Origin of the sequence: Pseudomonas sp. SZ57 (assembly GCF_009495975.1) — a bacterium.
Lineage (GTDB): Bacteria > Pseudomonadota > Gammaproteobacteria > Pseudomonadales > Pseudomonadaceae > Aquipseudomonas > Aquipseudomonas syringae.
This window is the reverse complement of sequence record NZ_WIBD01000005.1, coordinates 229,987-243,255: the sequence shown is the minus strand read 5'-3', so window position 1 is coordinate 243,255 and position 13,269 is coordinate 229,987. Positions and strand designations below refer to the sequence as shown.

Genomic DNA, 13,269 nt, shown 5'->3' with positions numbered 1-13,269 from the left:
GACGCGGGCGCCATGATACTCACATGGGTACGGGGCGTCCAGTTGCGGGCGGTGTGCAACACAAATCATCCGCCTTCCATCACCCCACCCCCACCTCCACCCACAAAGGAACAGCCTACCGCTACCGGCACAACCGCCAGCTGGTGCATGATGCTCCCCATACCACTCCGTCAGTTCGTTTCCACCGAGGGCCTCCTATCAATCAGTTCAAAAGCATCGAGCGCAGCCCGTGCCGCGTTCTTATTACCGGGGCCAGTATCGCGGGTTGTGCCGCGGCCTGGTGGCTGACGCGGCGCGATTGCGATGTCACGGTTGTCGAGCAGGCGCCTGCCTTTCGTGATGGTGGGCAGAATGTGGATGTGCGGGGTGCGGCTCGGGAGGTCTTGCGCCTGATGGGGCTTGAGCAGGCGGTGAAGGAGCTCAACACTGGCGAGACGGGGCTTGCGTGGGTGGATGAGGATAACCGTACGGCGGCGCGCATTGATCTGGCTGGTCTGGACGGGGACGGCCCGACGGCTGAGCTTGAGGTGTTGCGCGGTGATCTTGCGCGTCTGCTGTATGAGGCGTCGTCTGCTGATGCGTTCTATCGCTTCGGTGATCGCATCGTCTCGGTCGAGCACGATGCGGAGGGCGTGTCGGTCACGTTCGAGGGCGGTGGCGAGGAGCGTTTTGATCTACTGATCATTGCTGAAGGTGTCGGTTCGCGCACGCGGGAGCTGGTTTTCCCCGGCGAGAACCAGCCGCGCCGGATGGACCTGGCCAGCGCGTTCTTTACCGTGCCTCGTGCGCCGACCGATAGTCAGACCGCGCGCTGGTACAACGCGGTGGGCGGTCGCAGTGCGGGTGTTCGTCCGGACAATCGCGGTACGACGCGTGCGTTCTTTAATGTGCAGGGCCGAAGCCACCTGACGGTCGGCAACAGTGTTGCCGAGCAGAAGGCGTTTCTTCGGGCGTCGTTTGCAGGCGCGCGCTGGGAGGTGCCTCGCCTGCTGGAGGGGATGGAGGCTGCGGAGGATTTCTGGTTCGATGACTTGCGTCAGGTGAAAATCGATCGCTGGTCGAATGGTCCAGTGGTACTGCTGGGCGATGCGGCGTGGTGTGTCACGCCGCTGGGCGGGGTCGGTGCTTCGTTGTCGCTGATTGGCGCGTATGTGCTGGCGGGTGAACTCACCAAGACCGACACGATTGCCGAGGCGCTTGCCTCGTACGAATATGTCCTGCGCCCTGTGGTGAAAAAGTCGCAGAGCGTGCCGAAACTTGTGCCGCGTCTGGTCCACCCTCGCAGTCAGACCGGGGTGAAGATCCTGCGCGCCGTGCAGCGGTTGGTGGCAACGCCCTTTATCAGCAAGCGTGCTGCCAGGGCGCTGACCCCGGCGGTGCAGTCGTTCACGCTTCCGGATTATCGATAGCGCTACAGGCGTGGGTTAATGCCTGCGCCACAGGGAGAATAAAAAATGGAATCGCTACAACAGTGGCTCAGCTTCGCGATGATTGCCTTGTTCGTTACGCTCACGCCGGGGCCGGCGGTGATCATGGCGCTGTCGAATTCAATCACCCACGGGCCGGCGAGGGCGATGGTCGGTTCGCTCGGCAACGCCTTGGGGTTGATCGTGGTTGCCACGGCGGTAACGGCCGGGCTGGGCGCGGTCCTGGTAGCGTCCGCCAGTGCCTTTCTGGTGCTGAAAATCGCAGGCGCGGGGTATCTGGTTTATTTGGGGATCAAGCAGTGGCGTAGCGCGCGCAGTGCTTTTGATGCGCTGGCCGACGTGCCCAAAGCGGTGTCCACAGGCAGCCTGTTTATCAAAGGCATCTCGGTGGCGCTGACCAACCCCAAGGCAATCCTGTTTTTCATCGCGTTTCTGCCGCAGTTCATTCAGCCCGGCACCTTTCAGGTGGAGCAGACGGGCATGCTGATCGTGACCTTCGCCGGCTGCTCTGTGGTTGCTCACATCTTTTATGTGCTGCTGGCACAGACGCTCAAGCGCCACCTCAATTCGGCCCGCAGGCGCCAGAACGTCAATCGGGTGTTTGGTGCGTCGTTCATTGGCCTGGGGCTAAGCCTGTTCACGTTGAAGGGCAGGGCAGCCTGATCGCGTTGCGGTTGCAAGATGCCTCTGCGTCGCGGCTCGACGCTGATCAGAAAACCACACACCTCCCTGCGCCCGTTCTTTTTTTCGAACGGGCTATTGTCCTTTCCCCCCGCAATGCCTAGGATTCGTTTGAGATTTCAAACGCTCTTGTTCGGTCTTCCTGCTTTCATGCGTGGCGCAGCGCTGGAACCCGATGGAATGTTTTCCTGACGATGGCTTCCAATGGGGCGCATCGATATCAATTGTTCGCGTCGCCTCTCGGGCGATGCTGTTTAGGAGGCCGACATGCAGCTCAAAGATTCCACACTGTTCCGCCAGCAAGCCTACATCAATGGCCAGTGGCTGGACGCGGACGGTGGTCAGTCGATCAAGGTCAACAACCCTGCCAACAACGAGATCCTCGGCACTGTGCCAAAAATGGGCGCAGCCGAGACGCGTCGGGCGATTGAGGCGGCTGACAAGGCGCTGCCGGCCTGGCGTGCGCTGACCGCCAAGGAGCGTGGCAATAAGCTGCGCCGCTGGTTCGAGCTGATGATTGAGAACCAGGACGATCTGGGTCTGCTGATGACACTGGAGCAGGGCAAGCCACTGGCCGAAGCCAAGGGCGAGATCACCTACGCCGCGTCGTTCATCGAGTGGTTCGCCGAAGAAGCCAAACGCGTGTATGGCGATGTGATCCCTGGTCACCAGCCGGACAAGCGCCTGATCGTGCTCAAGCAGCCGATTGGTGTGACCGCGGCGATCACCCCGTGGAACTTCCCGGCAGCGATGATCACCCGCAAGGCCGGCCCGGCACTGGCGGCGGGCTGCACCATGGTGCTCAAGCCTGCGTCGCAAACGCCGTTCTCGGCATTGGCCCTGGCTGAACTGGCCGAACGTGCGGGCATTCCGGCGGGCGTGTTCAGCGTGGTGACTGGCAGCGCAGGCGATATCGGTGCGGAGCTGACCGGCAACCCGATCGTGCGCAAACTGTCCTTCACCGGCTCGACCGACATTGGTCGCCAGTTGATGGCCGAGTGCGCCAAGGACATCAAGAAGGTGTCCCTGGAGCTGGGCGGTAACGCGCCTTTCATCGTGTTCGACGATGCCGACCTCGACAAGGCGGTCGAAGGCGCGATGATCTCCAAGTACCGCAACAACGGCCAGACCTGCGTTTGCGCCAACCGCATCTACGTGCAGGACGCGGTGTATGACGCGTTCGCCGAGAAGCTCAAGGCGGCGGTCGGCAAGCTGAAGATCGGTAACGGCCTGGAAGAAGGCGTCACCACCGGCCCGTTGATCGACGACAAGGCGGTGGCCAAGGTCAAGGAACACATCGCCGACGCCGTCAGCAAGGGCGCAACCGTGCTGACCGGCGGCAACAGCCTGGAAGGCTCGTTCTTCGAACCGACCATTCTGGTCAACGTGTCGAAAGATGCCGCCGTGGCCCGGGAAGAAACCTTTGGTCCGCTGGCCCCGCTGTTCCGCTTCAAGGACGAGGCCGAAGTGATCGCGATGGCTAACGACACCGAGTTCGGTCTGGCGTCGTACTTCTACGCGCAGAACATGAGCCGCGTGTTCCGTGTCGCCGAGGCGCTGGAATATGGCATGGTGGGTATCAACACCGGCCTGATCTCCAACGAGCTGGCACCGTTCGGCGGTATCAAGTCGTCCGGCCTGGGCCGTGAAGGCTCCAAGTACGGCATCGAAGATTATCTGGAAATCAAATACCTCTGCCTGTCGGTCTGACCGACACTTGGGTATTGCAGCCGATGGCGCGCGAGAGCGACGTGTCATCGGCTTTTGTTGCACCGCAGTTTCCTGGTGGCCTGAAGGCTGCAGCAGTCGATCATCGTATGCTGCCGCAGTTGATCCGGTCCGCTTGATCCTTGACCCACGCCGACCGATGAGCGGCGAATGAGGAATACATGAGCAAGACTAACGAATCCCTGATGCAACGCCGCCATGCAGCCGTCCCGCGTGGCGTTGGTCAGATCCACCCGATCTTCGCTGCTTCGGCGAAGAACGCGACCGTTACCGACGTGGAAGGTCGTGAGTTCATCGACTTCGCGGGCGGTATTGCCGTTCTGAACACCGGTCACCTGCACCCGAAGATCATCGCCGCCGTGCAAGAACAGCTGACCAAGCTGAGCCACACCTGCTTCCAGGTACTGGCCTACGAGCCTTACGTCGAGCTGTGCGAAAAAATCAACGCCAAGGTCCCAGGCGATTTCGACAAGAAAACCCTGCTGGTGACCACCGGTTCCGAAGCGGTGGAAAACGCCGTGAAGATCGCCCGTGCTGCGACGGGTCGCGCGGGCGTTATCGCCTTCACCGGCGCTTACCACGGCCGCACCATGATGACCCTGGGTCTGACCGGCAAGGTCGTGCCGTACTCGGCCGGCATGGGACTGATGCCAGGCGGTATCTTCCGCGCGCTGTACCCGTGCGAACTGCATGGCGTGAGCGTGGATGATTCCATCGCCAGCATCGAGCGCATCTTCAAGAACGACGCCGAGCCCAAGGACATCGCTGCGATCATCATCGAACCCGTACAGGGCGAGGGTGGTTTCTACGTGGCACCGAAGGCCTTCATGCTGCGTCTGCGCGAGCTGTGCGACAAGCACGGCATTCTGCTGATCGCTGACGAAGTGCAGACCGGCGCTGGCCGTACCGGCACGTTCTTCGCGATGGAGCAGATGGGCGTTGCGGCTGACCTGACTACCTTCGCCAAGTCCATCGCAGGCGGCTTCCCGCTGGCGGGCGTGTGCGGCAAGGCTGAATACATGGATGCCATCGCACCCGGCGGTCTGGGCGGCACGTATGCTGGTAGCCCGGTGGCCTGCGCTGCGGCACTGGCGGTGCTGGACATCTTCGAAGAAGAGCACCTGCTGGAGCGCTGCAAGGCGGTTGGCGAGCAGTTGGTGACCTCGCTCAAGGCGATGCAGGCCAAGTACCCGGTTATCGGTGAAGTGCGTGCGCTGGGTGCGATGATCGCTGTTGAGCTGTTCGAAGGCGGTGACTCGCACAAGCCTAACGCAGCTGCCGTGGCTCAGGTGGTTGCCAAGGCGCGTGACAAGGGTTTGATTCTGCTGTCCTGCGGTACTTACGGCAACGTGTTGCGCGTGCTGGTACCGTTGACGGCCGAAGACGAATTGCTGAACCGCGGCCTGGCCATTCTTGACGAATGCTTCGCTGAAATCGCGTAAAAAGTGTGAAGTCATGAATTGATTAATTTATGACCAAACAGACAAAAAAAGCCCGTTTCGACGGGTTTTTTTTGCTTTAGAGCAGGGTATTTCGCTGTTTTGGGTATATCCGGACGTTTGCATTGGCTAAGGTGGTCGCATTGACATCGGAGAGTCATGATGACCGCTGTAGTTTTGCCCGCCGTTCCCCGCGTACTGATAGCCGAGTCTGATCCGTGGGTTCGCGAGACGCTCAGCGACCTGGTGCTGGGCGTGCGTGCGGATATCGAGCTGGAGATGTGCACCGATGGCAAACAGGCCGTCGAGTGGATGAAAAAACACCTGCCGGACCTGATCATCGCCGCCCGCGAGCTGCCGGGGATCGATGGCCTGAGCCTGTTGCGGGGCGTGCGCAATCTGCGTCGTCAGCCCGCCATTCCGTTCATTCTGATCAGCAATCGCAATGACAGCGCCAGCGTGCGCGAGGTCGTGCCGCTGGCGCCGACTGCCTACCTGACCAAACCACTGAACACCGAAGGGCTGCGCCAGCGTCTTGAAGGCCTGTTGCTGGAACGCAGTGCCCCGGTTGCGGGTGCAGTGCCCGCGCTGACGCCGGGTCTGACCCTGACCAAGTTTCTCGACAAGCGCCGCGACATCGCCGATGGAGCGCCGCTGTTCGTCGATGTCGCCACCGCGGTGACGCTCAGCCAGACCGCCAGCGGCATCGACGCCGCCTTGCTGGAGCAGGAACTGCGCAATGATCCGCACATCACGGCTGTATTGATCGCCGCCGCCAACACGGCGGCGCAGCATCTGGGCAAGCCGATTCAGACCATGGGCGGGGCGCTGGCCATTCTCGGGCCGGTGCAGGTCGCCAATATCGCGTCCGGTCTGGGCAAAAAGCGTATAGCGGTGCTGACCGATGATGCGTTGCTGGCCAAGGCCCATGAGCTATGGACCCTGTCGCAACGCACGGCTGATTACGCACGCATCCTGGGCGGCATGCTGGAGCTGGATGCGGAGCGCTGTTTCTGTGCCGGACTGTTGCAGTCGCTGGGCGATCTGGCGGTATTGGGTTGCCTGCAGGAGTGGCTGTTGGCTGGCGGCCAACTGGATGAGCAGGTGATCGGGCAGTCTCTGGAGCAGTATTCAGCTGCCTTCGGTTCTGCTCTGCGCACCCGCTGGCGTTTGCCGCTGGAACTGCGTGAGCTGATCGCTGCGGTGTATCAGTACAATACCGGCATCTACACACGCGAAGTGCTGGCAATGAACCTGGCGGGGCAAATGGCGCGCCTGGGCGAGGAAGAAAGTGTCACCACGCTGATCAAGACCAAGTCGGCCAAGCTGTTGAAGCTCAGCGTCGGTGACTTGCAGCGCCTGCGCAAGAAGCTGACAGGTGTGACGGATCCGAGTTTGCTGAGGCCGCTGACTAGCGAGCCTGAGGTGGCTGCCGAGGTGGTCGAAGACAAGCCTGATCTGCTCGACCTGGCACCTGAGGCACCTGCTGAAGAGCCTGCTGCGATCGAGGATCCGGCTGGCGCTGTTCAGGGCCCGCCCGAAAAGTAAAAACCCCACTGACGCCTTCGCGAGCAAGCTCGCTCCCACAAGGTACCGCGTACTCCAAGGAGCGAACTTGTTCGCGAAGGCGGTATTCCTGACGCAGAAAAATCCATCGACTGCACCGGCCTCTTCGCGAGCAAGCTCGCTCCCACAAGGTACCGCGTGCTCCCGTAGGAGCGAACTTGTTCGCGAAGGCGGTATTCCTGACGCAGAAAGTCCATCGACTGCACCGGACTCTTTGCGAGCAAGCTCGCTCCCACAAGGTACCGGATGCTCCTGTAGGAGCGAACTTGTTCGCGAAGGCGGTATTGCTGACGCAGAAAATCCATCGACTGCACCGGACTCTTCGCGAGCAAGCTCGCTCCCACAAGATACCGCGTGCTCGCTCCCACAAGGTACCGCGTACTCCTGTAGGAGCGACCGGGGTGGCGATCCGCCTTGTTCGCGATGGGCCAGTCGTGCTTTCTACCTTCGAGAAGGCATTTCAGACCAGTACGATCTGATTCTTGCCCTGGCGTTTGGCCTGATACATCGCGGCGTCGGCGCGGCCGTAGAGGGTTTCGAGGCTTGGGTCGTCTGCGCCCAGGTTGGTCAGGCCCTGGCTGGCAGTGATGCTGAAGGTGGTGCCTCCGGACTGGAAGTTCTGGCGCTGGATCTCGCGTTGCAGGCGTTCGGCGATCTGCATGGCCATGTCCGGCGCGCAGCCGGGGAATACCGCAGCGAATTCTTCGCCACCGATACGCCCGAACAGGTCACCTCGCCTCAATGCCGAACGACCGCTTTCGGCGATGCGCTGCAGCACGGTATCGCCTTCCTGATGGCCGTAGGTGTCGTTGACCAGCTTGAAATCATCGATGTCCAGCAGCAGAAACGCCAGCGGCGTGCCATTGAGGCGGGCCAGTTCGAACTCGCGCTGGGCGCATTCGAAAAAGTGTCGGCGGTTGCTGCTCTGGGTCAGCACATCGGTGGTTGCCAGGCGTTGCAGCTCATCCTCGAGGTGCTTCTTCTCGGTGATGTCTTCGGCGATGCCCACCACGATCAAACGCTGGCTGGCGTCGGCGCGATGACTGACGAAGCATTTGTCGCTGAGCCAGCGCACTTCGCCATCCGCACGAATAATCCGGTACTCGCGGTCCTCGATCGAGCCTTTCTCGATTACCTCGTTGAGGCTGCGCTCGGCGTAGTTCAGGTCATCGGGGTAGATGCTGTCGCGCCACTCGCTGTAGTCCGCCAGCAGCAGGCCCGCCGAACGACCGAAGATGCGCTCGTAGGCCGGGCTGACATAGATCATGTGCTGGGTTTCCCAGTCGAACGCCCACAGAACAGCGTTCACGCTCACCAGCAACGAGCTGAACAATTGTTCACGCTCGCTCAGGCGTGCGACTTCTGCCTGAGCGTGCATCAGGGCTAACAGGGTTTCTGCGGCTGCGGGCATATCAGTGATCGGTGTGCCGGGTAGGGAGGTGGGAGGCTGCTTTTCCATAAGAACCATCTCAAGCGTTTACGGCCAGTGAGGCGCCCTATCCCGATTGGCGGGAAAGTGGATGAGATAGACGAAGAGGGGATAAGTTCCGGGACCGGCGCGCCAGGGGATGGCGCGCCGATCAACGGTTCAGGCGTGGGCGGGGCGCAGCGAGTAGGTTTTCAGCTGGTCGGCGAACTCGCGCAACGAGTGAATACCGCTGGCTTCAGCCTCGTGAATCCACTCTTTTATGGCCGACAACATGTCGTGACCGTTGCTGCTGGTCTTGACCCAGATCTGCTGCAGGGCCAGGCGTTTTTCATAGATCACTTTCAACGCATGGCTGTGTTCCAGCATGGTCTGGATACGCAGGTGATGCCTGTCATCGAGCAGGCTTGTCTCACGCGACAGCAGACGTTTTGCGCGGCGGAACTGATGACGCACCGACTCGTCAGCCTTGCCGAGTTCCTGGGCAACCAGCGGCGCGATGACCAGCTTGCGGTACTGCGCCATGATCTGGAAACGGTTGTTGAGGATCGCCATCGCAGTGTCCATGTCCATATGGCCCTTGCCTTCGACCCGATGGGCGATAGGCGCAACCCGCTGGACCTTGGCCAGACGCAGGAAGCTGAAGACCTTGATCCACGCCCAGCCCATGTCGAATTCCCAAGGCTTGACCGACAGCTTGGCCGAGTTGGGATAGGTGTGGTGATTGTTGTGCAGCTCTTCGCCGCCGATCACGATGCCCCACGGCACCAGATTGGTGGCTGCGTCGCGGCATTCGAAGTTGCGATAGCCGACCGCATGACCCAGACCGTTGACCACACCGGCAGCCCAGAAGGGAATCCACATCATCTGCACGGCCCAGACCGTGATACCGAGAGCACCGAACAGCGCCACGTCGATGACCGCCATCAGGGCGATACCCAGCAGCTTGTAGCGCGAATACAGATTGCGCTCGATCCAGTCTTCCGGGCAGTTCTTGCCGTAGATACGCAGGGTGTCCTGGTTCTGCGCTTCCTCGCGGTACAGCTCAGCGCCCTTGCGCAGCACGGTGGACAGACCCTTGACGACCGGGCTGTGCGGGTCGTCGACGGTTTCGCATTTTGCGTGGTGTTTGCGGTGGATGGCTGTCCACTCGCGGGTATTCTGGGCAGTGGTCAGCCACAGCCAGAAGCGGAAGAAGTGTTTCAGACCCGCATTGAGCTCAAGTGAGCGGTGGGCTGAATAGCGGTGCAGATAGACCGTGACGCCAATGATCGTTATATGGGTCATGACCAGCGTGACCGCTATTAACTGCCAGACGGAAAGGTCGAGCAAACCGTTGTACCACATAGGCTGTTTGGCCCTCGTAGAAATACCTGTGAAGAAAAAAGTCGCAACAGCATTATCACTGACATTGCTCAGAAAACCAGCCACCCTTGCAGATAAGCGTCGCAGGATGTTTCTTGCTTTATAATCCAGACCTTTCGTAAGGCTCGGTTTTTTATGTCCGATTATTCCCGTAACGCGCTGCGAACCGCCGTTCTGTATGGGCTGCTGTCGATTCTGTGGTTCGCGACAGGCAGCGCCCTGCTGTCTTTTTTCGTCAAGGATCCGGCTCGACTGGCCGTCGGACAACAGATGATCGGTTATGGCTGGGCGCTGCTCAGCACCGTCATGATCTTCATTGCACGTGACAAATTGAAGGCCATCATCGGCGGTGAAGCGCTGTTCGAGCGCCAACAACAGGACTATGACCGGCTGCTGTTGGCGGCGGTGGTGTTCGACAGCACGCGTGAGGGCGTACTGGTCAGTGATGCCGAAGGGCGTATTGTCCATGTAAATCGTGCTTTTGTGGACATCACTGGCTATCAGGCCGACGAGGTGCTGGGTTTCAACCCCAGCAAGTTCAAGTCCGGTCGTCATGGCCCCGAGTTTTATCGGCAGATGTATCACTCACTGCAGAGTGCCGGGCAGTGGAGCGGCGAGATCTGGAACCGGCGCAAAAGCGGCGAAATCTATCCGCAATGGCAAACCATCCGCAGCATCAAGGGCGAAGACGGGCAGGCCAGGCATTTTGTCGCGGTGTTTTCCGATATCACGGCCATCAAGCGCTCCGAGCAGGAACTGGCGCAACTGGCCCATTATGATGCGCTGACCGAGTTGCCCAATCGTCTGCTGCTGACCGATCGTATCAGCCAGGCGCTGACCTCGGCGCGCTCCAGCAGGCGCGGCTGTGCGCTGCTGGTGGTCGACCTGGACAACTTCAGAAACATCAACGACAGCCTTGGCCATAACATCGGCGACGAAGTGCTCAAGGCGGCTGCCGAACGTCTCAATACGCTGGCCGACAGCGGCATGACGGTCTCGCGGCTGGGCGGTGATGAATTCGCACTGCTGGTCAAAAACTGTACGCACATGGTGCATGCCGCAGCGCTCGCGCAGCAGGTGATCAATGCTTTCAAAGCGCCGTACCCGATTGCCGGGCATCAGTTGTTCGTGAGTGCCAGTATCGGTATCAGCCTGTTTCCCGGTGATGCGCTGACTGCCGAGCAATTGTTGCGCAATGCTGATTCGGCGCTGTTCAAGGCCAAGAGCGATGGCCGCGAAGGGTTTGCGCTGTACACCGAAGAGCTGACCGCCCAAGCCCAGCAACGGGTGCAACTGGCCAGCGAGTTGCGTCAGGCGATCGAGCAGGACCAATTGCGGGTGTTCTACCAACCGGTTTACGACCTGGTGACCGGGCGTATTTGCGCAGTCGAAGCGCTGGTGCGCTGGCAACACCCGACCCGTGGCATGGTGTCGCCTGGCGACTTCATCCCTATTGCCGAGCAGAACGGGCTCATTGCCGATATCGACGCCTGGGTATTGAATACCGCCTGTCGGCAGATGCAGACCTGGCTGGCAGAAGGCGTCTCGATTGCGTCCGTTGCGGTCAATGTATCCAGCCGTCTGTTCAGTCGTGGCGATGTCGATCGGCAAGTGGCTGAGGTCTTGAACGAGACCGGCCTCGATCCGGCATTTCTTGAGCTGGAAGTCACTGAAAGTGCCGTCATGGAGGACCCTGAACAGGCCATCGAGCAATTGCATCGCCTGCGTGAACTGGGCCTGAGCCTGGCCATCGATGATTTCGGCACAGGCTACTCATCGCTGCTGCGGCTCAAGAGCATGCCGGTGCAAAAGCTCAAGATCGATCAGGGTTTCGTGGCCGGGCTGCCGGGCGACGTGGATGACATCGCGATTGTACGGGCGGTCATTGCGCTGGCGTCGAGCCTGGGCATGCGTGTACTGGCCGAGGGGATCGAACACGCCAATCAGGCTTCATTTTTGTTAAGCAACGGTTGCGAGTTGGGCCAGGGCTACTGGTTTGCCCGGCCCATGGCGGCGCAGTCGATTGATTGGACGCACGCGCCCGCGTTCAACTAGTTCAGCCCCTCCCTGATAACGCCGACCAGGGTGTGCAATGCACCCTAGCAGACTCACGCCTTTCTAAAGTTCTTTTGGTTATATCTGCATTCTTAAATAGTCTTTTTAAGAATATCCGCACCTCACTATTATTGCTTCACCGCCATATGCCATCGCCCCCAGTCGCGACGGCAGGCCTCTCACTTCTCAAGGAATCAGACAATGAGCGCATCTCTACGTAGTGTTGACGGTCAGGACGAAGCAGCCATTCTGCGTGAAATTCAGAGTGCGTTGCGTGACCTGCGTTTTGGTGCCGTCGAAATCACCGTGCACAACGCACAGGTGGTGCAGATCGAGCGCAAGGAAAAGTTTCGTTTGCAGAACCCTGCCAAGCAGAGCTGAAGCCGCAAGCACCCGACTGGTCAACCGGAGGGTTTCATCCTGACTCCTGATACCCCCCTGAAAAAAAGCAGCGCGCCCGTGCGAATGCCGTTCTGACGCGCCAAGAAGAAATCAAAAAAGCCGACACACAGCATTTCCAGGAGCTTCAATCTATGTCCATTCGCCGTTTTGCGCTGGCTGCTCTCGCCAGTGCTGTTTTCGCAGGTTCGGCTGTCGCCAAGGATTACGAACTGCTCAACGTGTCCTACGATCCGACCCGCGAGCTGTATCAGGACTACAACGCAGAATTCGTCAATTTCTGGAAAAAATCCCATCCGGACGACAAGGTCGAGATCAAGCAATCCCACGGCGGCTCGGGCAAGCAGGCGCGTGGCGTGATCGACGGCCTGCGCGCCGACGTGGTGACCCTGGCACTGGCCGGTGACATCGACGAAATCGCCAAGCTCGGCAAGACCCTGCCCGAAAACTGGCAGACCCGCTTGCCGGACGCGAGCACGCCGTACACCTCGACCATCGTGTTTCTGGTGCGCAAGGGCAACCCGAAAGGCATCAAGGACTGGGGCGACCTGACCAAGGAAGGCGTCTCGGTGATCACGCCCAACCCGAAAACCTCGGGCGGTGCGCGCTGGAACTTCCTGGCCGCCTGGGCCTATGGCCTGAAAGCAGGCGGCGGTGACGAAGCCAAGGCCAAGGAATACGTGCAGACGCTGTTCAAGCACGTGCCGATTCTGGATACCGGCGCACGCGGTTCGACCATCACCTTCGTCAACAACGGTCAGGGTGACGTGCTGCTGGCGTGGGAAAACGAAGCGTTCCTGGCGTTGAAAGAAGACGGCGGCAAGGACAAGTTCGACATCGTTGTACCGTCGCTGTCGATCCTTGCCGAACCTCCGGTTGCCGTGGTCGACAAGAATGCCGAGCGGAAAGGCAACAGCGAAATCGCGACTGAATACCTCAAGCACCTGTACAGCAAGGAAGGTCAGGAAATTGCGGCGAAAAACTTCTATCGCCCACGTGATGCCGAAGTGGCCGCCAAGTACGAGAAGCAATTCCCGAAACTCGATCTGGTGACCATCGACAAAGACTTTGGTGGCTGGAAAACTGCGCAGCCGAAGTTTTTCAATGATGGCGGCGTGTTCGACCAGATTTATCAGGCGCAGTAAGCCGAATGAGGATGCCGCACGAGCGGCATCGCAGGTTT

Annotated in this window: 10 protein-coding genes; 8 read left to right on the top strand and 2 right to left on the bottom strand. The window is 60.1% G+C overall.

Annotated features, from left to right (window positions below; translation table 11 throughout):
* Nucleotides 1–23: 23 nt before the first annotated feature.
* From GE543_RS09315 to GE543_RS09295, 5 genes are all read left to right on the top strand, one after another.
* A complete protein-coding gene (locus tag GE543_RS09315; protein ID WP_178118571.1) occupies nucleotides 24–1,409 on the top strand; it encodes an FAD-dependent monooxygenase in 1,386 nt (461 codons plus the stop codon).
* A gap of 45 nt (nucleotides 1,410–1,454) precedes the next feature.
* Nucleotides 1,455–2,090, top strand: a complete 636-nt coding sequence (locus tag GE543_RS09310) for a LysE family translocator (RefSeq protein ID WP_046235696.1) — start codon at nucleotides 1,455–1,457, stop codon at nucleotides 2,088–2,090.
* A 285-nt stretch (nucleotides 2,091–2,375) separates the two neighbouring features.
* Entirely contained in the window at nucleotides 2,376–3,818 is a 1,443-nt protein-coding gene (gene gabD / locus GE543_RS09305; protein ID WP_003367662.1) for an NADP-dependent succinate-semialdehyde dehydrogenase, read from the top strand.
* 179 nt (nucleotides 3,819–3,997) lie between these two features.
* The gene (gabT, locus tag GE543_RS09300) at nucleotides 3,998–5,278 is read left to right on the top strand and encodes a 4-aminobutyrate--2-oxoglutarate transaminase (RefSeq protein WP_003344741.1); all 1,281 of its coding nucleotides are present in this window, start codon (nucleotides 3,998–4,000) and stop codon (nucleotides 5,276–5,278) included.
* A gap of 159 nt (nucleotides 5,279–5,437) precedes the next feature.
* Nucleotides 5,438–6,823, top strand: a complete 1,386-nt coding sequence (locus tag GE543_RS09295; protein ID WP_178118570.1) for a response regulator — start codon at nucleotides 5,438–5,440, stop codon at nucleotides 6,821–6,823.
* A 478-nt stretch (nucleotides 6,824–7,301) separates the two neighbouring features.
* Here GE543_RS09295 and GE543_RS09290 read toward each other — a convergent pair whose 3' ends face one another.
* A complete protein-coding gene (locus tag GE543_RS09290) occupies nucleotides 7,302–8,300 on the bottom strand; it encodes a sensor domain-containing diguanylate cyclase (protein ID WP_004408830.1) in 999 nt (332 codons plus the stop codon).
* Nucleotides 8,301–8,429: 129 nt separating this feature from the next.
* Nucleotides 8,430–9,614, bottom strand: a complete 1,185-nt coding sequence (gene desA, locus GE543_RS09285) for a delta-9 fatty acid desaturase DesA (protein WP_004408828.1) — start codon at nucleotides 9,612–9,614, stop codon at nucleotides 8,430–8,432.
* 153 nt (nucleotides 9,615–9,767) lie between these two features.
* Between desA and dibA the strand changes: the two genes are divergently transcribed.
* From dibA to GE543_RS09270, 3 genes are all read left to right on the top strand, one after another.
* The gene (gene dibA / locus GE543_RS09280) at nucleotides 9,768–11,687 is read left to right on the top strand and encodes a phosphodiesterase DibA (protein ID WP_100073910.1); all 1,920 of its coding nucleotides are present in this window, start codon (nucleotides 9,768–9,770) and stop codon (nucleotides 11,685–11,687) included.
* A 201-nt stretch (nucleotides 11,688–11,888) separates the two neighbouring features.
* A complete protein-coding gene (gene oscA / locus GE543_RS09275; protein WP_003318679.1) occupies nucleotides 11,889–12,068 on the top strand; it encodes a sulfur starvation response protein OscA in 180 nt (59 codons plus the stop codon).
* Between the two features lie 152 nt (nucleotides 12,069–12,220).
* Nucleotides 12,221–13,231 (top strand): sulfate ABC transporter substrate-binding protein, encoded by a 1,011-nt coding sequence (locus GE543_RS09270; RefSeq protein WP_103696631.1) that lies wholly within the window; start codon nucleotides 12,221–12,223, stop codon nucleotides 13,229–13,231.
* Nucleotides 13,232–13,269 lie beyond the last annotated feature (38 nt).

Excerpts from the sequence above, each read along its gene's own strand:
- GE543_RS09315 (WP_178118571.1), top strand. The coding sequence starts at position 24 with ATGGGTACGGGGCGTCCAGTTGCGGGCGGTGTGCAACACAAATCATCC.
- GE543_RS09310 (WP_046235696.1), top strand. The coding sequence starts at position 1,455 with ATGGAATCGCTACAACAGTGGCTCAGCTTCGCGATGATTGCCTTGTTC.
- gabD (WP_003367662.1), top strand. The coding sequence starts at position 2,376 with ATGCAGCTCAAAGATTCCACACTGTTCCGCCAGCAAGCCTACATCAAT.
- gabT (WP_003344741.1), top strand. The coding sequence starts at position 3,998 with ATGAGCAAGACTAACGAATCCCTGATGCAACGCCGCCATGCAGCCGTC.
- GE543_RS09295 (WP_178118570.1), top strand. The coding sequence starts at position 5,438 with ATGACCGCTGTAGTTTTGCCCGCCGTTCCCCGCGTACTGATAGCCGAG.
- GE543_RS09290 (WP_004408830.1), bottom strand. The coding sequence starts at position 8,300 with ATGGAAAAGCAGCCTCCCACCTCCCTACCCGGCACACCGATCACTGAT.
- desA (WP_004408828.1), bottom strand. The coding sequence starts at position 9,614 with ATGTGGTACAACGGTTTGCTCGACCTTTCCGTCTGGCAGTTAATAGCG.
- dibA (WP_100073910.1), top strand. The coding sequence starts at position 9,768 with ATGTCCGATTATTCCCGTAACGCGCTGCGAACCGCCGTTCTGTATGGG.
- oscA (WP_003318679.1), top strand. The coding sequence starts at position 11,889 with ATGAGCGCATCTCTACGTAGTGTTGACGGTCAGGACGAAGCAGCCATT.
- GE543_RS09270 (WP_103696631.1), top strand. The coding sequence starts at position 12,221 with ATGTCCATTCGCCGTTTTGCGCTGGCTGCTCTCGCCAGTGCTGTTTTC.